General features: G+C 65.1%; 21 protein-coding genes and 1 tRNA gene. 13 read left to right on the forward strand and 9 right to left on the reverse strand.

Features of this window, described 5'->3' with window-relative positions; genetic code table 11:
- Position 1: 1 nt before the first annotated feature.
- The 4 genes from ACZ1JV_RS24995 to ACZ1JV_RS25010 all read right to left on the reverse strand — a co-directional run bounded on the left by ACZ1JV_RS24995 (position 2) and on the right by ACZ1JV_RS25010 (position 4,829).
- Positions 2-1,360, reverse strand: a complete 1,359-nt coding sequence (locus ACZ1JV_RS24995; RefSeq protein ID WP_465150981.1) for an aromatic ring-hydroxylating oxygenase subunit alpha — start codon at positions 1,358-1,360, stop codon at positions 2-4.
- An 89-nt stretch (positions 1,361-1,449) separates the two neighbouring features.
- Positions 1,450-2,679 (reverse strand): MFS transporter, encoded by a 1,230-nt coding sequence (locus ACZ1JV_RS25000; RefSeq protein ID WP_465150982.1) that lies wholly within the window; start codon positions 2,677-2,679, stop codon positions 1,450-1,452.
- A complete protein-coding gene (locus ACZ1JV_RS25005) occupies positions 2,672-3,085 on the reverse strand; it encodes an EthD domain-containing protein (RefSeq protein WP_465150983.1) in 414 nt (137 codons plus the stop codon). The genes ACZ1JV_RS25000 and ACZ1JV_RS25005 overlap by 8 nt, the downstream gene beginning before the upstream one ends.
- Positions 3,086-3,212: 127 nt before the next feature.
- A complete protein-coding gene (locus ACZ1JV_RS25010) occupies positions 3,213-4,829 on the reverse strand; it encodes an SMP-30/gluconolactonase/LRE family protein (protein WP_465150984.1) in 1,617 nt (538 codons plus the stop codon).
- Between the two features lie 238 nt (positions 4,830-5,067).
- On the opposite strand from ACZ1JV_RS25010, the gene ACZ1JV_RS25015 reads away from it, so the two are divergent.
- From ACZ1JV_RS25015 to ACZ1JV_RS25035, 5 genes are all read left to right on the forward strand, one after another.
- Complete coding sequence (locus ACZ1JV_RS25015; protein ID WP_465150985.1) at positions 5,068-5,994, forward strand: SDR family NAD(P)-dependent oxidoreductase; 927 nt, start codon at positions 5,068-5,070, stop codon at positions 5,992-5,994.
- Between the two features lie 215 nt (positions 5,995-6,209).
- Positions 6,210-8,045, forward strand: a complete 1,836-nt coding sequence (locus ACZ1JV_RS25020) for a flavin-containing monooxygenase (RefSeq protein WP_465150986.1) — start codon at positions 6,210-6,212, stop codon at positions 8,043-8,045.
- An 82-nt stretch (positions 8,046-8,127) separates the two neighbouring features.
- A complete protein-coding gene (locus ACZ1JV_RS25025) occupies positions 8,128-8,697 on the forward strand; it encodes a DoxX family protein (protein ID WP_465137125.1) in 570 nt (189 codons plus the stop codon).
- A 101-nt stretch (positions 8,698-8,798) separates the two neighbouring features.
- Positions 8,799-9,290, forward strand: coding sequence for a nuclear transport factor 2 family protein (locus ACZ1JV_RS25030; protein ID WP_465150987.1), 492 nt, complete (start codon positions 8,799-8,801; stop codon positions 9,288-9,290).
- Between the two features lie 170 nt (positions 9,291-9,460).
- The gene (locus tag ACZ1JV_RS25035) at positions 9,461-10,051 is read left to right on the forward strand and encodes a DNA-3-methyladenine glycosylase I (protein WP_465150988.1); all 591 of its coding nucleotides are present in this window, start codon (positions 9,461-9,463) and stop codon (positions 10,049-10,051) included.
- Positions 10,052-10,073: 22 nt separating this feature from the next.
- Here ACZ1JV_RS25035 and ACZ1JV_RS25040 read toward each other — a convergent pair whose 3' ends face one another.
- Entirely contained in the window at positions 10,074-12,203 is a 2,130-nt protein-coding gene (locus tag ACZ1JV_RS25040) for a transglycosylase domain-containing protein (protein ID WP_465152650.1), read from the reverse strand.
- Positions 12,204-12,335: 132 nt separating this feature from the next.
- On the opposite strand from ACZ1JV_RS25040, the gene ACZ1JV_RS25045 reads away from it, so the two are divergent.
- Positions 12,336-12,411, forward strand: a tRNA-Val gene (locus ACZ1JV_RS25045).
- 151 nt (positions 12,412-12,562) lie between these two features.
- Positions 12,563-12,808, forward strand: coding sequence for a hypothetical protein (locus ACZ1JV_RS25050; RefSeq protein WP_465150989.1), 246 nt, complete (start codon positions 12,563-12,565; stop codon positions 12,806-12,808).
- 302 nt (positions 12,809-13,110) lie between these two features.
- On the opposite strand, the gene ACZ1JV_RS25055 is transcribed toward ACZ1JV_RS25050, so the two are convergent.
- The 3 genes from ACZ1JV_RS25055 to ACZ1JV_RS25065 all read right to left on the reverse strand — a co-directional run bounded on the left by ACZ1JV_RS25055 (position 13,111) and on the right by ACZ1JV_RS25065 (position 17,746).
- The gene (locus ACZ1JV_RS25055; protein ID WP_465150990.1) at positions 13,111-14,532 is read right to left on the reverse strand and encodes an aldehyde dehydrogenase family protein; all 1,422 of its coding nucleotides are present in this window, start codon (positions 14,530-14,532) and stop codon (positions 13,111-13,113) included.
- A gap of 95 nt (positions 14,533-14,627) precedes the next feature.
- Entirely contained in the window at positions 14,628-16,403 is a 1,776-nt protein-coding gene (locus ACZ1JV_RS25060) for a thiamine pyrophosphate-binding protein (protein ID WP_465150991.1), read from the reverse strand.
- 143 nt (positions 16,404-16,546) lie between these two features.
- Complete coding sequence (locus ACZ1JV_RS25065) at positions 16,547-17,746, reverse strand: CaiB/BaiF CoA transferase family protein (RefSeq protein ID WP_465150992.1); 1,200 nt, start codon at positions 17,744-17,746, stop codon at positions 16,547-16,549.
- A 151-nt stretch (positions 17,747-17,897) separates the two neighbouring features.
- Here ACZ1JV_RS25065 and ACZ1JV_RS25070 point away from each other — a divergent pair, with 151 nt between their 5' ends.
- The 4 genes from ACZ1JV_RS25070 (at position 17,898) to ACZ1JV_RS25085 (ending at position 22,127) form a co-directional block, all read left to right on the forward strand.
- Positions 17,898-19,064, forward strand: a complete 1,167-nt coding sequence (locus tag ACZ1JV_RS25070; RefSeq protein ID WP_465150993.1) for an acyl-CoA dehydrogenase family protein — start codon at positions 17,898-17,900, stop codon at positions 19,062-19,064.
- A 115-nt stretch (positions 19,065-19,179) separates the two neighbouring features.
- Positions 19,180-20,070, forward strand: a complete 891-nt coding sequence (locus ACZ1JV_RS25075; RefSeq protein WP_465150994.1) for an HpcH/HpaI aldolase/citrate lyase family protein — start codon at positions 19,180-19,182, stop codon at positions 20,068-20,070.
- A 1-nt stretch (position 20,071) separates the two neighbouring features.
- Positions 20,072-21,343, forward strand: coding sequence for an acetyl-CoA hydrolase/transferase family protein (locus ACZ1JV_RS25080; RefSeq protein WP_465150995.1), 1,272 nt, complete (start codon positions 20,072-20,074; stop codon positions 21,341-21,343).
- A gap of 1 nt (position 21,344) precedes the next feature.
- On the forward strand, positions 21,345-22,127 hold the full coding sequence (locus ACZ1JV_RS25085; protein ID WP_465150996.1) for an enoyl-CoA hydratase/isomerase family protein: 783 nt from the start codon (positions 21,345-21,347) through the stop codon (positions 22,125-22,127).
- A gap of 190 nt (positions 22,128-22,317) precedes the next feature.
- On the opposite strand, the gene dcd is transcribed toward ACZ1JV_RS25085, so the two are convergent.
- Positions 22,318-22,872 (reverse strand): dCTP deaminase, encoded by a 555-nt coding sequence (dcd, locus tag ACZ1JV_RS25090; protein WP_465137113.1) that lies wholly within the window; start codon positions 22,870-22,872, stop codon positions 22,318-22,320.
- Positions 22,873-23,024: 152 nt separating this feature from the next.
- Between dcd and ACZ1JV_RS25095 the strand changes: the two genes are divergently transcribed.
- Together ACZ1JV_RS25095 and wecB are read left to right on the forward strand one after the other, a co-directional pair.
- Entirely contained in the window at positions 23,025-23,501 is a 477-nt protein-coding gene (locus ACZ1JV_RS25095) for a hypothetical protein (RefSeq protein ID WP_465150997.1), read from the forward strand.
- Positions 23,502-23,545: 44 nt separating this feature from the next.
- Positions 23,546-24,676 (forward strand): non-hydrolyzing UDP-N-acetylglucosamine 2-epimerase, encoded by a 1,131-nt coding sequence (gene wecB, locus ACZ1JV_RS25100; protein ID WP_465150998.1) that lies wholly within the window; start codon positions 23,546-23,548, stop codon positions 24,674-24,676.
- The last annotated feature ends 179 nt before the right edge of the window (positions 24,677-24,855 follow it).

Raw genomic sequence — 24,855 nt, forward strand, 5'->3', positions numbered from 1 at the left:
CCTAGTACTTTTCCGGGGAGCCGGTGCCCATGAACTTGGCAAGGTTCATGTGCAGCGATGCCACCGACCGCTCCATATAGGGATTGGGCTGCGCGCCTCGGAAACCGACGTTCTTCATGCCCTGCTGGACGGCGGCCATATTGGCGAAGTCCTGCTGCAGCACCGGCGGCCAATCGGCAGGCGGGGTATAATCCCACTCGGTCTCGGGCGCCTCGCCCTCTGGCCAGAGTTCGTAGACGGCGGCTTCGAAAATGCACTTGTCCGGGTCGGTGCCGTAGGGCCGCGCCTGATAGCAAAGCATGTTGTTGACCGCGTGGCCGATCTGGAAGTTCGGGAAGATCTGCCAGGCCGTGCCCGCCTGCGCGGTGTGCTGCGGATCGACTTGCGCCCAGACCACGCCGCGTTCCGCATCTTCCTTGCGCGCGGTGCCGATCCAGTAGGCGGAGACTTCCGCCGCCGGGGTGCCTTCGGGCAGTTCGTCCTTCAGGCGGTTGGCGACGCCGACCAAGGTCATCGTCGTGTTGGTATTGGCGTTGGCCCAGGTGAAGTTCTGCATTTCCGCCGTGGTCAGGCGCGGATCCTCACCGGCGCCGAGGCGGAGTTTTCCGGAGTCCTCCTCCTGCCCCTTCGGCGCGTCATAGCCGATGTTGGAATGGAGCCCCTGATTGCGGGCCCAGCCGCGAAACTGGCCGAATTCCATGAATTCCGGGTGCGTGGTGGCGACGTGGTAGGTCTCGCAGAAGGCCTCCATCGCGACCTTCCAGTTGCATTCGAACACCACCCACTTGCGCCAGCGCGGGCGCATGTTCTGCAGGCCGTAGGGATCGAGCATGCCCGCCGCCGGGTGCAAATAGTCGGCCAGCGGCATCGAATCGGGGTCCAGATTGACCCAGATCCAGCCGCCCCAGGTGTCGACCTTAACGACACCTAAGTCGGCCTTGCCGGCACAGAGATGGCCCTGCCAGTCCTCCTGATGCTCCAGATAAGTGTTGCCGCCGTCGAGCCCGAAGGTCCAGCCGTGATAGCCGCAGATGAAGCTGCGACGGGTGCCGCGCGCATTGCGTTTTCCGGCCGGGGTATCGACCAGCTTGCGACCGCGATGCGGGCAGACGTTGTGGAAGGCGTGGATTTCGGTTTCGGAGGCGCGGACCACGATCACCGAATCGTCGATGATGTCGAACGTGATGAAATCGCCCACCTCCGGGATGTCTTCCAGTCGCCCGGCCTGCAGCCAGACCTTGCGCCACAGCCTGTCACGCTCCGCCTTGGCGTAGTCCGGCGAGATGTAGGCCTCGGCCGGGACGCGGACCGGGACGGTCAGGTCCTCGGGAGCCTGCACGATCCTGCCTTCTTCACCCATCGCTCTTTTCCCAAATTGCTATCGCGCCGATTTGCGGCCGTTATCCCATTATTCGCACGCCAGGCCAATCGCCGTGGCGCTACCCGCCGTCATGCCGGTGCGTATTTGCGGCTGCCGCGCGGCAAGGTGCCGATGGCAAGGCTGCTGGCCGCCATCGTGCCGATCGCCAGATAGAGGAACATCTCGTAGCTGCCCGTCCGATCATGGATCAGCGCCGCCACCAGGGGGCCGACCGCCGTACCGATCGAGAGCGCCGCCAGCACGCCGCCGTAGAGCCCGCCGAAGTTCCTGAGGCCGAAGTGCCGGGTGATCAGATAGACCACCACGTCGATCTCCGCCCCCAGCGTCAACCCGATCAGCCCCGAAGCCAGCACCAGTGCCAGAAACGAACTGCCCGATCCCAGCAGCAAAAGGCAGCCGATCACCGGCAGCATGAACACCGCTGCGCCCACCAGCGAGGCGGGGAAGCGGTCGAGCAGCACGCCCGTGCCCAGGCGCCCGGCGAGCGAGAACCAGCCGACGAAAGAGGCGATCGCCGCCGCCGTCATCGCATCCGCGCCCCGGTCCCCCAGGATCGAGACGAAGTGGACGACAATGGCGATGATCGTGAAGGTGAATAGCAGGCTGGCCATGAAGAGGCGGTGGTAGACGCTGGAGCGCAGCCCCTCACCCAATGTCGCGCCCGGAAGGTCACGCTTGGCAGGCGCCGGTTCCTTGCGCGCCCCGCGATCATGCGCGCCGCGAAAGAACAGGAAAATCACCGGAGCGGCCACGACGAACCACAGTCCGCCGTGCACCGCAAAGGCCATGCGCCAGCCGAATGTCTTGATCGCCCATGTCCCCAGGATCGGGAACAGGCCCGCCGCGATCGACGCGCCGCATAGCGTCACCGCCAGCGCCAGCCCGCGCGAAAGTTCGAAGCGCGAAGCCACCGCGCTGGTCCAGACCGAGGCCTGCACCGGCAGCGAGACCATCGCGATCAGGCCCCAGAGCAGATACCACTGCGACAGGCTGCCCCCCACCGTGCCGAGCAGCGCGAAAGCCACAGTCAACAGCACGATGCCGATCACGCCGAAACGGCGCGGGCCGAAGCGGTCGACCGCAAGGCCGATGAAAATGCCGCCGATAGCCTGCACCAGTGTCGCGATGGTCAGCCCGAAGGTCACTTCGGTGCGGCTCCACCCCATCGCTTCGGCCACCGGGCCGATATAGGGCCCGATGCCGTAGATGTGGATCACGCTGGTCGCGTAGCCGAGCCCGGCCGCCACCGGCACCAGCCCGAACTGCCGCCACTCGTCACGCGCCGTCACGTCAGTCACCGTAGCGTAGCTCGACCGAAGTCGCCTCGCCATTGGGCCCCATCGGCGAATCGTATTCGATGCAGGTGCAGACCGGATTGGCGTGGCTGGCGAACAGCTTCTCCTCATCCGCCTTGGTCATCGGCAGGCGCGCGGGATCGCTGATGATCGCCTGCGAGCGTTCGAAATCCTCGCGGCTGTTCCACCAGATTTCCATCACGCAGTCGTAACCCGGATCGTGCACTTCGCCGGTGATCGGGTTCTTCTCCGGCACCAGATAGCGCCGCACATAACGCACCGCGCCGGGGATCGCCGGTGCCGCGCCCATCTTCTTGGCAAGCTGCGAGTGCTGGTTCTCGTAGTAGTCCATGAACTCGTCCATGGTCATGTCCGCACGCTTCCTGAAGAAGCATAGCTGTTTGAGCATGATTACCCTCCTTTGACGATCCGGCGCAGCCGGATCGAAGCGGCACCGGCCCGCTCCCCCACCCGACCACCCACGAGTGTATCCTGATGGGAGGTCGGGTGGGGGAGCGGGCCGGTGCCGCAACCCTTCACGAAGACTTGCTCCTGAGTGCCAGAACGCTGCCTTCGAGATCGCCGCAGATCCACACCGTGCCGTCCGGCCCCACGTCGAGCCCGGTCATGTTGCCCATCGGCCCGCACATGTGGCCCACACCGCCGAGCGGCTTGGGATCGGTGCCCTCGGGCGGCCCGACCGGCAGACCCTGCGCGATCACTTCGCGCGCGCCGCCCGAAAGGTCCGACTGCACCACTTCGCGGCGCTTCACGTCGAGCACGGTGATCCGGCTGTCGCGGATCGCCAGCCCCTCGGGCCGGACCAGATCCTCGATCACCGCTTCCGCGCGCCCGCCGACCAGCTTGACCACCCGGCCCGCGCCGCTTTCCGCGACATAGACCGTGCCGTCCCCGGCCACCGCCACGCCCTTGGGACGGTCGAGCCCGGAGACCAGTTCTTCCACTTTGCCGCCCGCAACCGAATGGACCTTGCCGGTGCCATATTCGGCGAAGACCACCGCGCCAGAGGGGGCAATGGCCACGCCCATCAGCTGGTCGAACCCGCTGGCCAGCAGCTCCATCGACGGCCCGGCGGGATGGAACTTCGCGACTTCGCCATTGGCGGTCGTCACGATCATCTCGCCCGCTCCCGCCGCGACGACACCGCGCGAATATCCGGGGAAGTTCGGGCTGAACAGCATGCCTTCCAGCTTCACCGCCTCCCCCGCGCGCAGCGAGAAGACGAAGCCGCCGTCGGCGATCCACAGCACCCCATCCGCGCCCATCGAGACATCGAGCGGCCATTGCAGGCCCTTCTCGATCAGCGGCTTCACCAGCCCGCCCGCCGCCTTGGGCGTGGTGATCTCATGGATCGAGCCGAGAATGTGCGAGATGAACAGCCGGTCACCCACGAACGTGCAGTTGTCGAGCCCGGCGCCGATATCGGCCAGCACCGTCTTGGCGCCGGTGCGCGGATCGATGCGCAGCACTTGCCCGCTGGCGACCTGGGTGGAGACGATCATGCCCTCTGCATCGAACTTCACCGAATCGGGCACGCCAAGATCACCGCAGACCACTTCGGGCTCGCCACTGCCGTCCAGATTGACGCGCCAGATCGCATTGGCGCCCATCACCGGCATGTAGAGCTTGCCGTCCGGGCCCACTTCGAAAGCGTTGGGCATCGGCACATTGTCCGCGATCACGCGCGGCGCGCCGCCGTTGCGATCGAGTTCGAGCACTTGCGCGCCCATTTCGCAGCCGCCCGCGATCAGGCGGCCCTGCGAATAGGTGATCGGGTTGGCGACGGGCAAGTCGCCGTAGACGACCGCGCTGGTGCCGTTCGGGCGCAGCACGGAAACGCGGCCCTCGGTGATTTCGGTGGCGTAGAGGTTGCCCTCCTCATCGAAGGCAAGATCGTCAGGCGCGGTAATGCCGCCGCCCATCGGGCTGATCACTTCCACCGCGCCGCTGTCCGGATCGACCGCGCTGATCTGGCTGCCGCCCACTTGTGCGACGTAGATCCGCCCATCCGCCCCGGTGCGTAGGCCATTGGCGCTGTAGAGCCGCGTCGGCGGGGTCATGCGGTGGAGCATCCAGCCTTCGGCCGGGCGGGCGGAGACGACGCCGTGGTTGCGTCCTGCGGGTTCGAGCATCGGTGAAATCGTCCTCTCGTCCGGCGCTCTTGCGGCCGTTCTTTTCCCTTCGAGCCTATCCAGCACATCCGAAGCAGGCAACGCGAGGACCCGGGCCAGAGCCTCTCGGGCGCGCACTATCGCCCCGGCGACGTTCGGCGGGCTTTGTTCGATTGCCCCGCCCTCCCCCGTGCGCATATTCGATCATCAGACGGAAAAGAGACCGGCCTGTTCAGGGACGGTCAGCCGGGAGAGTTCCATGGAAGAGATGCGTTTCGACGGCCGCGTGGCCGTGATCACCGGAGCCGGACGCGGGCTTGGCCGCGCCTATGCGCTGCTGCTGGCCGCGCGCGGGGCCAAAGTGGTGGTCAACGATCTGGGCGGCGCGATCCGGGGCGATCTCGATGCGCCGGGCGCGGATGTCAGTGTGGCGCAGAGCGTGGTGGACGAGATCGTGGCGGCCGGCGGAGAGGCGATCGCCAACACCGATTCCGTCGCCACCCCCGAAGGCGGCAAGGCCATCGTCCAGGCCGCGCTGGACCAGTGGGGCCGGATCGACGTGCTGGTCCACAATGCCGGCAACGTGCGCTACGGATCGATCCGCGAGCTTTCCAGCGGCGACCTGCACGCCGTGCTCGACGTCCATCTGCTCGGCGCGTTCCATGTGGTGCAGGCGGCGTTCGGGCCGATGTGCGATGCCGGGTACGGCCGCATCGTGCTCACCAGCTCGGTCGGCGGGCTCTACGGCAACGAGCGCTGCGTGAACTACGGCATCTCGAAGTCGGCGATGCTGGGCCTGAACAACATCGCCGCGCTGGAGGGTGAAGCGCACAACGTGAAGTGCAACGTGATCGTGCCCGGCGCGGTGACGCGCATGGCCGAGGGGCTCGACATCTCGCAGTATCCGCCGATGGAGCCCGAACTGGTGGCCCCGGTGGTCGGCTGGCTCGCGCACGAGCAATGCCCGGTGACCGGCGAGATAATCGCATCGATGGCGGGCCGCGTGGCGCGGATGTTCGTGGCGGAAACCGAGGGCGTCTACCGCCCGCACTGGACGATCGAGGATGTCGCGGCGGCTTCGGAAGCCTTCCACGACAAGGCGAAGCTGCACGATTTCGGCCTGCACGGGCATGTCGATCACATCGGCTACTCGTTCAAGATGGCGACTGCTGGCGCGGATGCCTGAAGATGCGGCACCGGCCCACTCCTCCACCCGATCTCTCTACGGGGCATACTCTGGGAGGTCGGGTGGGGGAGTGGGCCGGCGCCGCAAGCCTTCGACGGATGTCGAAGGTGCACCCCACTAATGAACAACACTGTTGACAACTAACTGGCCACTGCGCCAGATTCAGCGGTAACGGGCGACCGGAGCAGAGTCGCCGCCAAGAGGATGCCCATTCGATGGAAATGACCTGCCTCAAGTCCGACGTGCCAAGCCCTGAGGAACTCGACATCCCAGCGCTGAAGGCCAAGTATCGTCAGGAGCGTGACAAGCGCATGCGGCGCGAGGGCGGCGAGCAGTACGTGCGGCCGACCGACGACTTTTCCGACAGCTATGCCCACGATCCGTTCACCCCGGTGGCGGAGCGCGAGGCGCTGGTGGAGGATATCGACGTCGCCATCCTCGGCGCCGGGTTCTCGGGCATTCTGGCCGGCTATCACCTGCGTGAGGCAGGCGTTTCCAATGTGCGCAACATCGATCATGCCGGCGGCTTCGGCGGCGTGTGGTACTGGAACCGCTATCCCGGCGTGCAGTGCGACAACGATGCCTACTGCTATCTGCCGCTGCTGGAAGAAACGGGCTTCATGCCCAGCAAGAAGTTCTCGGACGGCTGGGAAATCCAGCAGTACTGCCAGGACATGGCCGAGCGGTTCGACCTTGCCGACAAGGCCCTGTTCCACACGCTGGTCACCGGCATCCGCTGGGATGAGAGCATCAAGCGCTGGCACGTGACCACCAATCGCGGCGACGACATCCGCGCGCGCTTCGTGGTGATGGCGGGCGGCGTGATGAACATGCCCAAGCTGCCCGGCATCCCCGGCATTCACGACTTCAAGGGCAAGATGTTCCACACCAGCCGGTGGGAGCATGACTATACCGGTGGTTCGTGGACCGCGCCGGAGCTGGAAAAGCTGCGCGACAAGCGCGTGGCCATCGTCGGCACCGGGGCGACCTCGGTCCAGGCGGTGCCCTATCTCGCCAAATACGCCAAGCACCTCTACGTGCTGCAGCGCACCCCGTCGAACATCGACGAGCGGCCCAATCCGCCGACCGATGCGGCGTGGGCCGCCTCGCTCCAGCCCGGCTGGCAGCAGGAGCGCATGGCGAACTTCCACCGCGCCGCGCAGCAGTTCTTCATCCCCGGCGAGCCCGACCTGATCTGCGACATCTGGACCGAGATCAGCCGCAACCTTGCCATTGAACTGGGCGAGGAAGGCTGGCCCGCGCTCGATCCGCTGGAATTCATGGATCGCCGCGAAGTGGTGGACTTCCAGGTGATGGAACGCCTGCGTCGCCGCGTGGACTCCATCGTCGAGGACAAGGACACGGCGGAAAAGCTGAAGCCCTACTTCCGCTTCATGTGCAAGCGGCCGCTGTCCAACAACGATTACTACCCCGCGTTCAACCAGCCCAACGTCACGCTGATCGACGTGTCCGGCACGCAGGGCGTGGAGCGGATGACCGAGAAGGGTTTCATCGCCGATGGCGTGGAGCACGAAGTCGACCTGATGATCTTCGCCTCCGGCTTCGAAGTGACCAGCGACCTCAAGCGCCGCTGGGGCATCGACACGGTGGAAGGACGCGGCGGCAAGTCGATCTACGACCACTGGACCAATGGCGCGAGCACGTTCCACGGCGTGATCACCGACGAGTTCCCGGCGATGTTCTACATGGGCTACATCCAGGGCGCGACGAACTCCTCCACCACCGAGCAGTTCGGGCGTCAGGCCGAGCACATCGGCTTCATGGTGGGCGAGACCTTGCGCCGGGGCGCCAGCACCATCGCCGCCACCAAGCAGGGCGTCGAAGGCTACTGCGCGCACTGCAAGGAAAACGAAGTCGACATGTCCGGCTTCCAGAACGACTGCACGCCCAGCTACTTCAACAACGAAGGCGACAAGGAACTGAAGTGGGCGCTGTTCCGCGGCTATCTGCCCGGCTGGGACGCCTTCCGCGACATGCTGGGCGACTGGCGCAAGAGCGAGAAGCTCGAAGGCGTGCAGTTCGAAGACTAAGCGAACAAACCTCAGGGCGGGAACAAACCGCGTTCCCGCCCGCTACTCCCGGCAGGTATAAAGACCTGTCGGGAGAGCAGACATGTCCAAGATCGCCGCCATCATCGGGCGATTCCTGATCGCCTTGATCTTCATCACATCCGGCGCGTCCAAGCTGATGGACGTTTCCGCCACCGAAACCCTGATCGTCGCCGCCGGCCTGCCTGCCGGCCTTGCCATACCCACCGGGCTGTTCGAACTGATCACCGGCCTGTGTCTTGCTGCCGGCTTCATGGTGCGGCTGGTCTCGGTGCTGCTGATCGGCTTCGTGGCCCTGACGATCCTGTTCTTCCACCGCCAGTTCACCGATCCGATGCAGCAGATCATGGCGCTGAAGAACGTGGCCATCATCGGCGGCCTCTGTCTGGCCTTCGCACATAGCCAGATGTGGAACCACTACTACGCCATCGCCAGCGAGCGGCGCGGCGAACTGGCCGCGCGCGATGCCGATGCCCGCGTGCGCGAGGCCGAACTGCGCGCCGCCCGGGCCGAGGCACGCGCCGATGTGCTGGCGGAAACCCATGTCGCGGGGGAAACCGTGCCCGTTTCTGCCCTGTCCGACTACGATCGCGGCACCATTCCGGTGACCCGCCGCCGCTGGTTCGACTGGTAAGCCGCTGCCAGATTGGGATTTGATCGCCCACGAATACCCTTGACGCGGCTCTCCCGCCGCGAGACCCTGATCCACATAACAAGCGGCGGGAGAGGCCGAGGATGACCAACGAAGACGTGCTGGCGCGCGAAGGGATTCGCGATGTGATCGCCCGCTACAACATGGCCGGCGACCGGCTGCGGATCGACGATTTCGTCGCCTGCTTTACCCACGATGCGATACTGGAAAGCGACCGCGTTCCCGCAGACCGGGCGTTCCGCTTCGTCGGCCGCGAGGCGATCCGCGAATGGCAGACCCAGTGGCTTGACCGTGCCGCAGCGGGCGCCCCCGTCCACGATGCGAACTTCGTGCGCCACCACCTCACCACCTCGCAGATAGACCTGGTGACGCGCGACGATGCCACCGCTCGCACTTACTGGCAGGCCTGGACGCGCATCGGCGCCGATCATGCCGGCTATTATCTGGATGATCTGCGCCGCGTGAACGGCCACTGGCTGATCGCCCACCGCCGCGTGCGGATGGATTGGGAGGCCGAGGCCAGTCTGTTCAAGCCCGCCATCGCCCGCAGCACCGGAATGCGCGGCGTAGCATAGAGCAGAAGATTTCGATCGCGCAGGGTCTATGCTAGAGTATTTTCTAATCAGGTGGAATCACCTGATGACTCGGAAAATACGACAAACCAAAAACTTAGAACGGTCGATCCGATGCAATCGGATCGACCGTTCTAACGGCTCCCGCGAACCGATATCGAGAATTCTGCCCGATGCCCCAGTCCACGCAAAGCGCCCTCACTCGATGTGCCTGGACGAACGGCGATCCGCTGATGGAAGCCTATCACGATGCCGAATGGGGCGTGCCGCTGCGCGATTCCCGGACGCTTTGGGAAATGCTGGTATTGGAAAGCTTCCAGGCCGGGCTGTCCTGGCGCACGATCCTCCACCGGCGCGAGGGGTTCCGCCGGGCCTTCGACCATTTCGATCCCGAAGCGGTCGCCCGGTACGGACCGGAAAAGATCGAGGAACTAATGCAGGACCCGGGCATCATCCGCGCCCGCGCCAAGATCGAGGCGACCATCGGCAATGCCCGCGCCTATCTTCGGCTTCAGGCCGAAGGACACCAAAGCGGCCGCGATTTCGCGCAGTTCGTCTGGTCCTTCGTGGGCGGATCGACCGTCGTCAACGATGGCATCACCGTGCCGGCACAAACCGAAACGTCGCAGGCGCTTTCCAAGGCGCTGAAGGCCGAAGGGTTCAAGTTCGTCGGGCCGACGATCGTCTATGCCTTCATGCAGGCCGTGGGCATGGTGAACGACCATCACCCCGACTGCTTCCGCCGGAACGCGGTTCCGGCCTGACCGACACAGCCGTCAACCGCGCTCAGTTGCCCTTGGGCGTGGCCCCCGCGGGCGGCGCGGTGGGCGGCTGGTCGCCCAGCCGCTGCCCGTTGATCTGAAGCCCCTTCTGGTCGAGCTTCACTTCCACCGGCATTCCATTGATCTGGCCGTTCAGCGTCGCCCCGTTGTTCTCCACCTTCACGTCGCCCACGCTGACGTCCGGCGTCACGCCGCTGGGCAGCGCGGTAGGAATTGCGGTCGGGATATCGCCGATATCGGGCACGTCGAGCGGCTGGATCGGGCCGCTGGGATTCGGGCTGGGCTTGCTGGACGGGGCCGGAGCGCCACCTTCGCGCAGCGCCTGACGCATGAAGTCGCGCCAGATCTTCGCGGGGATCGATCCGCCGGACACGCCCTTCAGCGGCTTGTTGTCGTCATTGCCGACCCACACGCCAACGACGTAATCGCCGGCATAGCCGACAAACAGCGCGTCGCGGTTTTCCTGGCTGGTGCCGGTCTTGCCGAAGTTCGCCGCTTTCAGCATCGCGCCGCGCCCGGTGCCCTTGTTGACCACCGCACGCAGCAGTGTCTCGATATTCTCGTGCTCTCCGTCAGACATCGAATGGCGGCCATCGAACAGCCAGTCGAACCAGCCCTCTTCCGGCACCGGGAAGGCGCGCGGTTCGACCGGGAAGCGGTTGGCGGCGACGCCGGCATAGGCGGCGGTCAGTTCCATCAGCGACATCGTCGAGGTGCCCAGCGCCAGACTGGGATCGCCCTGCGGCATCGGCGAGGTGACGCCAAGGCGGTGGGCCATGTCGATCACCGCAGTATCGCCCACTTTCTGGAACAGGCGCACGGCGGCAACATTGCTGGACCGCGCGAAGGCATCCTCCAGCGTGATCGTCTGCGAATAGTTCCCGCCGGCGTTTTGCGGACGGTAATAGCCCGTCTCGATCGGGGTGTTCTCGATCGTGTCCGTCGGCTTCCAGCCCTTGTCCAGCGCGGCGAGGTAGACGAACAGCTTGAACGTCGAACCCGGCTGGCGGCGGGCCTGCGTCACCCGGTTGAACGGCGATGCGGCATAGTCCCGCCCGCCGACCATGGCGACGACTTCGCCATTGCGGCGCATCGCCACCAGCGCGACTTGCGCGGAGCCCAGCCCCGAACCCTCGATCGCGCGGCGCGCAGCGGCCTGAAGCCGCGAATCGAGCGTGGTGCGGTAGGTCTGCGCGGCGTAGCTCGCCTCATCGATCATGCGCGCCTGTGGCAGCGCCCAGTCGGCGAAGTAGGTGCCGGTCGGCAATTCGTTCTGCACGCGCACGTCCAGCCGGGGGGGACGGATCGCCTTGGCCTGCGCCGGCGTGAGGAAATCGGCCTCCACCATCGACTGGACGACCAGCTTCATGCGGTCCGCCGCACCGTCGTAATTGGTGGTGGGCGCAAGGCGCGATGGCGCTTTCATCAGCCCGGCCAGCATCGCCGCCTGCGCAGGCGTCAGGTTCTCTGGCCGGCGGTGGAAGTAGTGCATCGCCGCGGCGCGCAAGCCGTAGCAATTGTCGCCGAAATAGGCGTTGGACAGATAACGTTCGAGGATCTGGTCCTTGGTCAGCCACGCCTCAAGCCAGAAGGCGATCAGCATCTCGCGTCCCTTGCGCGTCAGGCTGCGTTCCGAACTGAGGAACGTGAACTTGGCCAGCTGCTGGGTAATCGTGCTGCCGCCCTGCGTGCTGCCGCCGGTGACATTGCTCCATAGGGCGCGGGCGATGCCGCGCGGATCGATGCCCCAGTGCGAATAGAAGCGGCGATCCTCGATGGCGATGAAGGCCTGCGGCACGTGGATCGGCAGCGTCTTGATCTCCACCGGCGCGTCCACGATCGCCCCGTTGCGCGCAATCGGCGTGCCGTCGGCGGCGAGCAGAGTGATCTGCGGCGGCGAGATCGGCTGGAGCGATTTGGACAGCGGCGCGGTAATCGCCAGCCAGCCGATCAGCAGGAAGAACGCCAGCAGCATCGCGGCGATCCCGCGCGTGATCCACCACAGGCGCGTGCGCCCCTTGCGCAGCGGCACCTGCGAATCGAGCGGCGCGCCAGAAACAGACTGGTTGGGCAGCGCTTCCGGGGCCAGAATCGGAGACTTGGCGGCAGAAGGGAGAGGCTGAAGGTTATCCATCGTCAGCGCGTCGCTATACTGGCTGCCGCGCCTCACGAAAAGCGCTCTACGCACAACTTGCCGCAAGACACCCGCTTGACCCGTGCGGCAAAGGCGTTAAATGCGGCCCTCCAGTCGCGTTACAGCGCGTTTGGGCGATTAGCTCAGTTGGTAGAGCATCTCGTTTACACCGAGAGGGTCGGCGGTTCGAGCCCGTCATCGCCCACCATTCCCTTCATTCTGAATATAAAATCTTGCGCTTAGTGCGCACCCGGCTGCAATCGCGATTGCATTCGAACGCGCAATAGTGTCCGCTTGCCCGATCTTTCCACTGGGCATGGACGGGTGCGATGGCATTTATGGAACGGGCGGCACGGGCTTTGGCGGCATCCTTGGATGGCCGCGACTGGGATTCGTTGGACGCCAATCTTCAAAAGCGCTTCCGGACGGCCGCGCGCGCGGTGCTGGAAATGCTGCACGAACCCGATGAATTCATGATGGAAGCCGGCGCCGAGATCGTGCGCCATGTCGGACCGGACGAATCGGACGATGCCTATCGCAACGACGCCGCCAATATCTGGCGCCTGATGGCCTCCGCCACGCTGGCCCAGAACGGCCACGCCTGAGGCAGCGTCAGACAGTGAGGTTGGGGCGCTGGGAACGTCAGGCTCCGCCAAAACATCGGGAGCCTCGGTAACCGCGACTACGGCGGGAACTCAGGAACCCAAGAACCTCCCCCCAAAACTCCCCGTCATCCCCGCGAAGGCGGGGATCCCGCTTGTTCTTTTGTGGCGTAACGCCCGCCGCAAAGCCCCCGCGCGCCCCAAAAAAGCGGGGCCCCCGCCTTCGCGGGGGCGACGGCATGCTTGATGGTTCAAGCATGCCTCCGGGCCTTTCCTTTCAGCTGACCTTCAACTGACTTAGCGCCTCAGGCTGCGCTCCAGCCGATCACCGCCTTAGTTTCCAGATACTCCGCGAAACCATGCTCGCCCCACTCGCGGCCGTTGCCGGAGCGCTTGTAGCCACCGAAGGGCGCGTGGAAGTCGAAGCCGCCGTTGACCCAGATCGCGCCGGTGCGCATCCGGCGCGAAACTGCGCGGGCCGCATCGAGGTCTTCGCCCGAGACGTAGCCGCCCAGGCCGAAGTTGGAATCGTTGGCGATTTCGACCGCATGATCGACATCGTCATAGCCAATGATGACGAGCACCGGGCCGAAGATTTCCTCGCGCGCGATGACCATGTCATTGGTGCCGACGAACACGGTGGGCTTGACGTAGTAGCCCTTGTCCAGCCCCTCGGGCTTGCCGGGGCCGCCAGCGATCAGCTGTGCGCCTTCCTCGACGCCCTTCTCGATGTAGCCCTGGATGATCTCGTACTGGCTCTTCGAGACGACCGGGCCCATCGCGAAGTTGCCCTTGGGATCGCCCACGGTGACGCCGTTCGCGGCCTCGGTGGCGGCGGCGATGGCGTCGTCCATGCGGGCATTCGGCACCAATAGGCGCGAACCGGCCGAGCAGGTCTGGCCGGAATTGCCCATCATGCCCCCGGTCGCAGCAGCGACATTGGCGGCGAGTGAGGCATCGTCGAGCACGATCCAGGCCGACTTGCCGCCGAGTTCGAGGCCGACGCGCTTCACGGTATCGGCGGCGTCCTTCTGGATCTGCACGCCCACCGGTTCGGACCCGGTGAAGGAGATCATGTCCACGTCCTCATGCGTGGAGAGCGCAGTGCCGATCTCGCTGCCCTTGCCCTGTACCATGTTGAACACGCCCGCCGGAACGCCCGCTGCGTGCAGGATTTCGGCAAGGATCTGCGCCGAATAAGGCGCGAGTTGTGGCGGCTTCAGGATCATCGTGCAGCCCGCGGCGAGTGCCGGGAAGATCTTCACGCAAGTCTGGTTCATCGGCCAGTTCCATGGCGTGATCAGCCCGCAGACGCCGATCGGCTCCTTGCGGATCAGGGTGACGCCGCGCTGTTCCTCGAACTTGAACTCCTTCAGCACCTCGATCGCGGTGGAGAGGTGGCCCTTGCCCAGCAGCGTATGGAACCCGCAGGCGAGCGACATCGGCGCGCCCATTTCCTCGCTGACCGCCTCGCCCAGTTCGGTCTCGCGCTTCTGGTATTCGGCCAGGATCGCTTCGAGCATGTCGAGGCGTTCCTTGGCGCTGGTCTCACCGAACGTGGCGAAAGCGCGGCGCGCGGCGGCGACGGCCTTGTCGACATCGGCGGCCGTGCCGAGCGAGATCGTGCCGGAAACTTCCTCGGTCGCCGGATTGACGACGTGTGCGGTGCGCGGCGCGATGGGATCGACCCACTGACCGTCGATGTAGAACTGGGTGTAATTGCGCATCGTTCTCTCCCGTTCCCAAGCCAAAACCGCCCCGCTCTCGGGTTGAGAGGGGGCGGTTTCGCTCAGGTCTGCATGTGTTTTCCGGCGTTTCGGAATTACTGCGTTCCTTCGGCGTACCAGGTGCGGAATTCGGAATAGTTCGGCATTTCTTCCGAGTTCGCGGCCGGGTCGATCGGCACATGGATCACGGTGCAGCCGCCACGCTCGTAAGCGCGCTTGATGGCCGGGCCGATGTCCGCCGCCTTTTCGACATATTCGCCCGCCGCGCCGAAGCCTTCGGCGATCTTGTCGAAGCGAACCTTGTCGGACCAGTGCACGCCGGTTTCCTTGGTGCCCTTGCCGAAAGTGCGCTTGTAGACGCCCACTTCGAGGCCCCACTGGAAGTCGACGCCGACCACGATCACCAGCGGCAGGTTCTTGCGCACGGCAACTTCGAGTTCGCCGACGTGGAACAGGAACGAGGAGTCCGAGGTGAGCAACATGCCCGGACGGACCTTGCCCGTCTCTGCCTGGTCGGCGAGCATGGCGCCGGTGGCATAGGGCAGGCCGGTGCCGATGTGGCCGTAGTTCTGGTTCCAGATCACGTCATGCGGCTTGGCCTGCGAATAGGTCCACTGGAAGATCACGGTGGCGCCGCCGTCGCGGATCAGGATGCCGTCCTTCGGGAAGGCCTTGGTCGCTTCGGTGACGAACTGGCTGGTGTGCATCTTCGCGGTCGAACCGTCGGGCTTGGTCGCGGCTTCTTCTGCCAGTTCGACAAGCTGATCGGCATCGCGCTGGATATATTCGGCCAGCGACGGCGCCGCCTTGCGCGGGGTATCCTTCAGCGCGCGGACGAGCTGCGGCACCACGGCGCGGACGTCGCCCACCAGCGGCACGTCGATCGGGCGGTTGACGCCGATCGCGGTCGGGTCCTGCTGGACGTAGATCCACTTGCGGTTGGCTTCGTTGTCCACCCAGTGGCGCCAGCGGCCATAGTGGCTCGGCTCGCCCAGTTCGGTGGCGAGCGCCACGCAGCAGTCGCTTTCGACGACGGCGTCGATCGATGCTTCCGAGAAGCCATAGGGGAAAGTGCGATCCTCGATCCCGTCGATGAACGAGGTGCCGCCCGAGGTCTGGATCACCGGGCACTGCATCAGTTCGGCCAGTTCCTTGACCGAAGCGCCCGCCTTGGCGGTGTAGACGCCGTGGCCGACCAGCAGCACCGGGTTCTTGGCATTGCGGATGATCTCGGCCGCTTCGGCAATGCGGTCGCCATCGGCGCCCTGCATGGTCAGGCGGTAGCGATGCGGCGGCAGCACCGGCGGCAGGTCGAGTTCTTCGAGAATGATGTGCGCGGGGTATTCGATATAGGCCGGCCCCGGCGTGCCCGACATGGCGACGCGGATCGCCTCGCGGACGATTTCATCGGTCTGGTCGGCATATTCGATCGAGCTGGAGAATTTCACCGAATCCTCGATCATCGGCTCCTGCCGGACGAACTGGATGCGGCCGCGGCGCACGCGGCGCTCGGTGATACGGGCGCGCTGGCCGCCCATGAAGATCACCGGATCGTTCTCTACCTTGGCGCACTGCACGGCCGGCATCATGTTCGCCATGCCCGGCCCGAGGGTGCCGATGCAGAGTGCCGGCTTGCCGGTGATGCGGGCGGCAGCGGCAGCCATGTGGCCGGCGGACGCCTCATGGTGCGGCGAAACGACGGTCCAGCCGCGCGCTTCCGCTTCCAGGAACAGGTGGACGAAGTTGGGATCGGGAATGCCGAACAGGGTCTTGATGCCCTCAGCCTCGAACAGGTCGAGAATGCGCTTGTAGACCGGGGTGCCCTTGCGCGCCTTTGCCGGTGCTTCGGCCTGCGGTTGATCGTCGTACATGGTGGTGCCTTCCTTCTCGATCCCAATCTCGTTGCCGGCGGTTCTCGGGGGGACCTGCCCCTCCACCGCTATCGCAGCGCCCGGCTTGAACAGGTGGTTAGCGCAAGCCTCGGGACGCTGTCAGGTGAAATCAACAGTACTGTTTACTTCGAATCGACTGCTATCGCTGGGGCGACGCTTTCGAGTTCAGACAGGACGCTTTCGTTGTCCTGCCCAAGCGTCGGCGCGGGTCCGCGGACCTTGCCGGGGGTGGCCGAAAACCACGTCGGCACGCCGGGAAAGCGTACCTGGCCCTGCTCGGTCTCGACGTCTTCGAAGAAACCGATGGCGTTCAGATGCGCGTTGTCGAAAAGCTCGTCGGTGGAGCGCAGCGGCGCGCACGGGATGTGCAAGCCGCGCAGGGTATCCAGCCATTCCTGCGTGGTGCGGGTCAGGAACGTCTCGCCCAGCAGGCCGTAAACCCGGCCGATCTGACGCGCGCGCTTTTCCAGCGTCGAAAATTCATCTGTAGCCCATTCCGGCTGCACCGATTCGACGAAGGCGCTCCAGTGCTTGTCGTTGTAGACCAGCGCGGCGACGTAGCCGTCTTTGGTCTTGTAAGGCCGCCGATTGGGCTCGACCGCGCGGTGATAGTGCGCGGGCGTGGTCGGCGGCGTAAACATCGCGCCGTTGGCGTGCTCCACCAGCATGAACGAGGTCATCGCCTCAAACATGGTGACTTCGACTTCCTGCCCCTCCCCGGTCCGCTCGCGGTGATAGAGCGCCATCATCGTCGCGTAGAGCGCGTGGAGGCCCGCCACCTTGTCCGCCATGATCGTGGCGACATAGCCGGGCTCTCCATTCATCAGGCCCTGCACATGCGGAATGCCGCATTCGGCCTGGATGGTATCGTCATAGGCGGGCTTGTCGCCCTCCGGCCCACGGCGCGAATAGCCGTAGCAATTGGTGTAGATAATGTCGGGCCGGATCGCGCGCACCGCTTCGTAATCGAAGCCCAGCTTGCGGATCGCGCTGCCGCGCATCGAATGGATGAAGACATCCGCCGTGGCGATCAGCCGGCGTAGCGATTCGCGGTCCTTCTCCTGCCGCAGATCGAGCATCAGCCCGCGCTTGCCGCGATTCACATTGACGTAGATGCCGCCCATGCCGGGCACCGGGCCCTTGGTGATCCAACGGGTATTGTCGCCCTCCGGCGGCTCCACCTTGATCACTTCGGCGCCCATGTCCGCCATGATCTGCGTGGCATAGGGGCCGAAGACCACGCTGGTAAGGTCCACCACGCGCAGTCCCGCCAGCGGTCCACTTGCCGCCCCCTTGCCCTTGTTTTCCTTGCTCGCGGTCAAGGCCCTCTCCTTCTCGTTGGCCTATGGGTAACGCACCGCCGGAGCGAAAACCATTCGTATTTGCGTTTGATGGACGCATATCGGCACGATGATGGTTGTGAGCGATGGGCCGCGCTGCTAGTCCCGTGAGTGGGAAGACAAGAGGATTGCCATGGATTTCGCCTTTACCGACGACCAGCAGAACATCCGCGAGGCGGTTCTCAAGCACTGTTCGCAGTTCTCTGACGAGTACTGGCTGGAAAAGGATCGCAGCGGCGAATTCCCCACCGAGTTTCACAAGTCGATGGCCGATGCCGGCTGGCTGGGCGTCGCCATGCCCGAAAGCGTGGGCGGCGCAGGGCTGGGCATTACCGAGGCGGCAGTGATGATGCAGGCCGTGGCGGAAAGTGGCGGCGGCATGAGCGCGGCCTCCTCCATTCACCTACCCGTGTTCGGGCTGGAGCCGGTGATGCTGTTCGGCACCGAGGAACAGCAGCAGCGCATGATCCCGCCGATCCTTTCGGGCGAGGAGAAGATGTGCTTCGCCGTGACCGAGCCGAACACCGGCCTCGACACCACCAGCCTCAAGACCCGCGCCGAAAAGGTGCCGGGCGGCTACCGCGTCAATGGCGAGAAGGTGTGGATCACGCAGGCCCATGTGGCCGACCGGATGCTGATCATCGCCCGCACCACCCCGCTGGAAGAGGTGAAGAAGAAGACTGAGGGCCTCAGCCTTTTCTACACCAAGCTCGACCGCAACCACATCGAGACGCGGATCATCCCGAAGATGGGCCGCCACGCGGTGGGATCGAACATGATGTTCATCACCGACCTGTTCATCCCGGACGAGGATCTGATCGGTGAAGAAGGCCAGGGCTTCCGCATCCTGCTCAAGGGCCTCAACCCCGAACGCGTGCTGCTGGGTGCGGAGGCGACGGGTCTGGGCCGCGTCGCGATCCAGCGCGCCTCCCGTTACGCTCGCGAACGCGTGGTGTTCGGGCGGCCGATCGGCCAGAATCAGGGCATCCAGCACCCGCTCGCCAAGGCGTGGATGCAGGTGGAGGCCGCCAGCCTGATGGTGTTCAAGGCCGCCACCCTGTTCGACAAGGGGCTGGACTGCGGCGTGGAGGCCAATACCGCCAAGTATCTGGCTGCAGAAGCCGGGTTCGAGGCGTGCCAGACCGCAGTCATGTCCATGGGCGGCATGGGCTATGCGCAGGAATACCATGTGGAGCGCTATCTGCGCGAAGTGATGATCCCGCGCATCGCACCGGTCAGCCCGCACCAGATCATGAACTTCATCGCCGAGAGGGTTTTGGAACTGCCCAAGAGTTATTGAGGCAAGTCCACTTGAGAAAGCCCGTCATCCCAGCGAAAGCTGGGATCGTAATCGGCAGCGCGGGACATAGCCGCCCGCGATCCTGGCTTTCGCCGGGATGACGACTGGAGAGAACATGCCCGTAACCCACGAACCTATCGCCGCCCGCTCCTGGCTTTTCGCGCCGGGCGACAGCGAGAAGAAGATGACCAAGGCCATGGAGGGTGAGGCGGACATCGTCCTCATCGACCTGGAAGACGCTGTCGCGCCCGATGCCAAGGCCGCCGCACGCCCGATGGTGCATGACTTCATCAAGGCCAACCCCGAACAGCGCGGCCGCCTCTGGGTGCGTATCAACCCGCTGGACGGGCCGCATACGCTGGACGATCTTGTGGCGATCATGCCGGCGCGTCCCGGCGGGATCATGCTGCCCAAGGTCTATGGCCGGCAGGATGTGGAGACGCTGGACCGCTATCTCGAAGCGCTCGAAGTGGCGAACGGCATCGAACAGGGGTCGACCCCGGTGATCGTGCTGATCACCGAAACGGCCGAAGCGATGTTCCACACCGGCGACTACAAGGGCGCGCCGCGCGTGGTGGCGCTGACCTGGGGCGCGGAAGACCTAGCCGATTCCATCGGCGCATCGTCCAATCGCAATGCGGACGGATCGTATTCTTTCACGTACGAACTGGCCCGCAGCCTGACCGTGCTGGGTGCGGCGACCGCCGGCGTCACCGCGATCGAGACGATCAGCGCCGACTTCAAGGATCTGGAAGCGCTCAAGGCCCGCGCCGAGAAGGTCCGCCGCGACGGCTATCGCGGGATGATGGCGATCCACCCGGCGCAAGTCCCGGTGATCAACGAGGCGTTCACGCCGACCGAGGCGGAGATCGCCGAAGCGCAGGAAATCGTCGATATATTCGCCGCCAATCCCGGCGTGGGCGCCATCGGCTGGAAGGGCGGCATGCTCGATCGTCCCTACCTCGCCCGTGCCGAACGGCTGCTGCGGCAGGCAGGGAAGCTGTAAGATGACGCTTCGGCTTGCCGCATCCGAACTCGACCTTTCGCGGTTCCTGAAACCGGGCGACCGCATCGTGTTCGGCCAGGCCTGCGGCGAGCCGACCACGCTGGTGGAAGCGCTGATCGAACAGGGGGAGGCCATCGGCGGCCTCCACGCCTTCATCGCCACCAGCTTTTCCGGCCTGTTCACGCCCGAAAGCGCGCGCGCCTTCCGCCTCTCCAGCATGGGCGCGATCGGCGCGCTGCGGAGCATGACCAAGGCGAATGCTCTCGACGTGATCCCCGTCCACGTCAGCCAGATCGCCTGCCTGATCGAGGCCGGGATCATGCCCTGCGACGTGGCGATGATTCAGGTCAGCCCGGCGGATGCGCAGGGCAACCACAGCTGCGGCCTGATCTCCGACTACGTGCGCGCGGCGGTGGACAAGGCGCGCCTCGTCATCGCCGAAGTCAACGAGCAAGTGCCTTACGTTCCGGGCGAGACGATCCCCGGCGCGTTGATCGACGTGGCCGTCCACGTCAGCCGTGCGCCCGTGGAAGTGGCCCCCGCCAAGATCGGCCCCACTGACGAAGCCATTGCCCGCCACTGCGCCGAATTCATCGGGGACGGCGCGGTGCTGCAGACCGGCGTGGGCGCGGTGCCGGACGCGATCCTGCGCCTGCTGCACGACCGCCGCGACCTAGGCGTCCATTCGGGCATGCTGGGCGACGGCCTTGTCGACCTTGCCGAAGCCGGCGTGCTGACTAATGCTCGCAAGGAGATCGACCGGGGCATCTCGATCAACGGCGCACTGATCGGCACGCGGCGGCTCTATGACTGGGCCGCGCACAATCCGGCGATCCGCATGGCGCCCAGCAGCTATACCCACGGCGTGAAGCCGATCATCCAGCTGACCCGGCTGGTGACGATCAACTCCGCGCTGGAAGTGGACCTCACCGGGCAGGTCAATGCCGAGCAATCGGGCGCGAACTATCTCGGCGGCACCGGCGGGCAGGTCGATTTCGTCCGCGCCGGATCGCGCGTGCCGGGCGGCGCCTCGCTGATCGTGCTGGCCTCCACCGCCAAGGGCGGTACGCTGAGCAAGATCGTTCCCGCCCTTTCCGGCCCCGTCACCACCGCGCGGACCGAAGTGGACGTGATCGTCACCGAATACGGCGCGGCACAGCTCAAGGGCCAGACCTTGGCCGAACGCGCGAAGCGACTGGTCGCTATCGCCCATCCCGACTTCCGCGAAGACCTGTCGCGCACCGCCCATGAGATCGAGAAAAGGGGCTTCTGAAGTGTCGAGTTCGCAAGAAAGCCGGGCCGTCATCTACGATGCCCATGACGACGGCATCGCGGTCATCACCATCAACCGCCCCGAACAGCGCAATTGCCTCAGCCGCGAAGTGCGCGAAGGGCTGCGCGAGGCCTGGGCGACGTTCGAGGCCGATGCCTCAGCCCGCATCGCCATCCTCACCGGCAGCGGCGACAAGGCCTTCTGCGCGGGCGGCGATCTGAAGGAGATGGTCGAAACCGGCATGGCGGTGCCGCCGCGCGATCTCTACGCGCTGCCCTACGACACCATCGAACTGACCAAGCCGACCATCGCCGCGGTCAATGGCCATGCCTTCGCCGGCGGCTGGATGATCGCGCAGGCCTGCGACCTCTGCGTCGCCAGCACCAATGCGAAATTCGCGATTACCGAAGTGAAAGTCGGGCGCGGCAGCCCCTGGGCCTCGCCGCTGATCCACATGATCCCGCAGCGGATCATGATGGAGATCATGTTGACCGGAAAGCCGATCACCGCGAGCCGCGCTTACGAGATCGGCCTCGTCAACCGCCTTGCCGAGCCCGGCGCGGTGCTGGACGCGGCCATCGAACTGGCACTGGAAGTGCTGGAAGGCGCGCCGCTCTCGGTAAAGGCCGCGCGCGAGACGGTGATGCTGTCGACCGAAATGGGCCGCTCCGCCGCGCTGCAAGCCGCGCGTGCGGCGCATGAGCACACCTACAACAGTGCCGATGCGCAGGAAGGCCCGCGTGCATTCGCGGAAAAGCGCAAGGCGGTGTGGTCGGGTAAATAAGCGGCCAGCGAAGCGGCCACCTCCGGCCCGCCCAAACTCACTCGGTCGCCCCCGCGAACGCGGGGGCCCCGCTTACCTTCTCGCCACGCCCGAAAGGAACAAGCGGGATCCCCGCCTTCGCGGGGATGACGAGGTTGGTTGTGCGTGTTGGAGGCTCTGAGGCGAGAACTCTGCGTGAGGCCCCAGAGGCTCAAAGCTTCGGCAAAGTCACCCCAAGCTGGCCCATGTACTTGCCCGCACGGTCGGCATAGCTGGTCTCGCAGGGCTCATTGCCCTTCAGGAACAGGAACTGACACGCGCCTTCGTTGGCGTAGATTTTGGCCGGCAGCGGCGTGGTGTTGGAGAATTCCAGCGTCACATGCCCTTCCCAGCCCGGTTCGAGCGGGGTGACGTTCACGATGATACCGCAGCGCGCATACGTGCTCTTCCCAAGGCAGATCACCAGCACATCGCGCGGCACGCGGAAGTATTCCACGGTGCGGGCCAGCGCGAAGGAGTTGGGCGGGATCACGCAGACGTCGGTCGTGCGATCGACGAAGGAATTGGCGGCGAAGTCCTTCGGATCGACCACTGCCGAATCGACATTGGTGAAGATCTTGAACTCGGGCGCCACACGCGCGTCGTAGCCGTAGGACGAAAGGCCGTAGGATATGCATCCGTCGCGGCGCTGGGCCTCGACGAAGGGCTCGATCATTCCGTGTTCGAGCGCCTGCTCGCGGATCCACTTGTCGCTCAGGATAGACATGCCTCCGTCATTCCCGATGGTACGGGGCGGGGCAAGGGGCAGCTCTCTATTTGTCCACGGGGCAAGGCATTTAGGCTTGAGCCGATTTAACTTCCAATGCCCTCGTGCATTGGGGCACGCTGCAATCGACATTGCCGTCTGCGAGTTCGCCCGTGATTCTGATTGCCTTGAAAATGCTGGTCCTTTTCGCCGCACTCACACTGGCCACCGCACCGCGAGGTAGCCTGCGCGGGCGGATCTGGCATGACGGGCTGGTGATCCCTCTAGCCCGGCGGCTTTCGCGGATTACGCGCGGGCATGTGCTGCTGACGGTGGGCCTTGCCGCGTTCTTCAGCCTGCTGGTCTGGCTCTTGGGCGGAGACGGTCTGCGTGTCTCGTCGATGGCGCTGCCGGAAGTAACCACCTGGGCCATGACGTTCGAGATTTCGACGCTACTCGATGCCATGGCGGCCGTGGCGATCATGGCGGCCACAGTGCGAATCCGGACGATGGGCACGTTCGTGTCCAGCCTGCTGCGCGCGCCTTTCCGCCGTTCCCGCCTGCGAAATGCCAGAACGCGCCGGCGTCCGCGCATTCGGCCGACCTCCGCCAACGACGATGACCCGCATGGGATTCTGCTCGCCGCATAAGCCCTTTATCCCAAGCTTAACATTAGGCTGATAGCCACCCCGCCATGACTCGCCCTGCCCGCATCCTCCTCGTCTTCGGCACCCGGCCCGAGGCGATCAAGCTTTTCCCGTTGGTCCATGCGCTGAAGGCCGATCCGCGCTTCGAATGCGTGGTCTGCGTCTCCGCGCAGCATCGCCAGATGCTCGATCAGGTGCTGGAAATCGCCGGGATCGTGCCCGATCACGATCTGGACGTGATGCAGCCCGACCAGACGCTGGATGCGCTGACCGCCAATCTGCTCACCGGACTCGGCAAGGTGATGGACGCCGTGAAGCCCGACCGTGTGATCGTGCAAGGCGATACCGCCACCGCCATGGCCGGCGCGCTGGCCGGCTATTACCGCAAGCTGCCGGTCGATCATGTCGAGGCGGGACTGCGATCGGGCAATATCCACCACCCCTGGCCCGAGGAAGTGAACCGCAAGATCATCGGCGCCATGGCCAGCCTGCACTTCGCGCCGACCGAAACCTCTGAGGCCGCGCTGCTGCGTGAGAATGTCGACCCCGCGCGCGTCCATGTCACCGGCAATACGGTGATCGACGCGCTGCACTGGGTGGTCGGCGAAATCGAACGCCAGCCCGCGCTGGCCGCCGGCCTTGCCGATCTGGAAGCGCGCTTTGCCGGCAAGCGGATCATCGGCGTCACCAGCCACCGGCGCGAGAACTTCGGCGAAGGCATGGAGCAGATCGCCAGCGCCATCCGGCAGATCGCCGCGCGGCCCGATGTGGCGGTGATCTTCCCCGTCCACCTCAACCCCAATGTGCGCAAGGTAATGAACGAGCGCCTGTCGGGCCTCGACAACGTGGCGCTGATCGAACCGCTCGACTATCCGCACTTCGCCCGCCTGATCTCCATTGCGGAGATCATGCTGACCGATTCGGGCGGCGTGCAGGAAGAAGCCCCGGCGTTGGGCAAGCCGGTGCTGGTGATGCGCGAAACGACCGAACGGCCCGAGGGCGTCGTCGCCGGAACCGCGAAACTGGTTGGAACTTCGGCCGATACGATCGTTACCGAATTATCAACCCTGCTGGACGATAGAGTGGCATACGAGTCCATGGCGCGCGCCCACAACCCCTTCGGGGACGGGCATTCCTCGCGCCGAATCGTGGAGTTGCTTGCCAGTGAAATCGGATAAACGAACCTGTCCGGCTCATTGGGATGCTCCGGGACGGAGCCAATTTTGGCCCAGTGCAAGGCACGAGGAGGGAGCAATGCCTGCCCATTGTGACCGACGAGTAACGCAGCAATGGGCCAAAATTGGCCCGCCCCTTCGGGGTTGGCATTGGAAGTTCGCTGGGGGCGTCACGACGCTTG

It is taken from the genome of Novosphingobium sp. BL-S-19 (assembly GCF_055521675.1).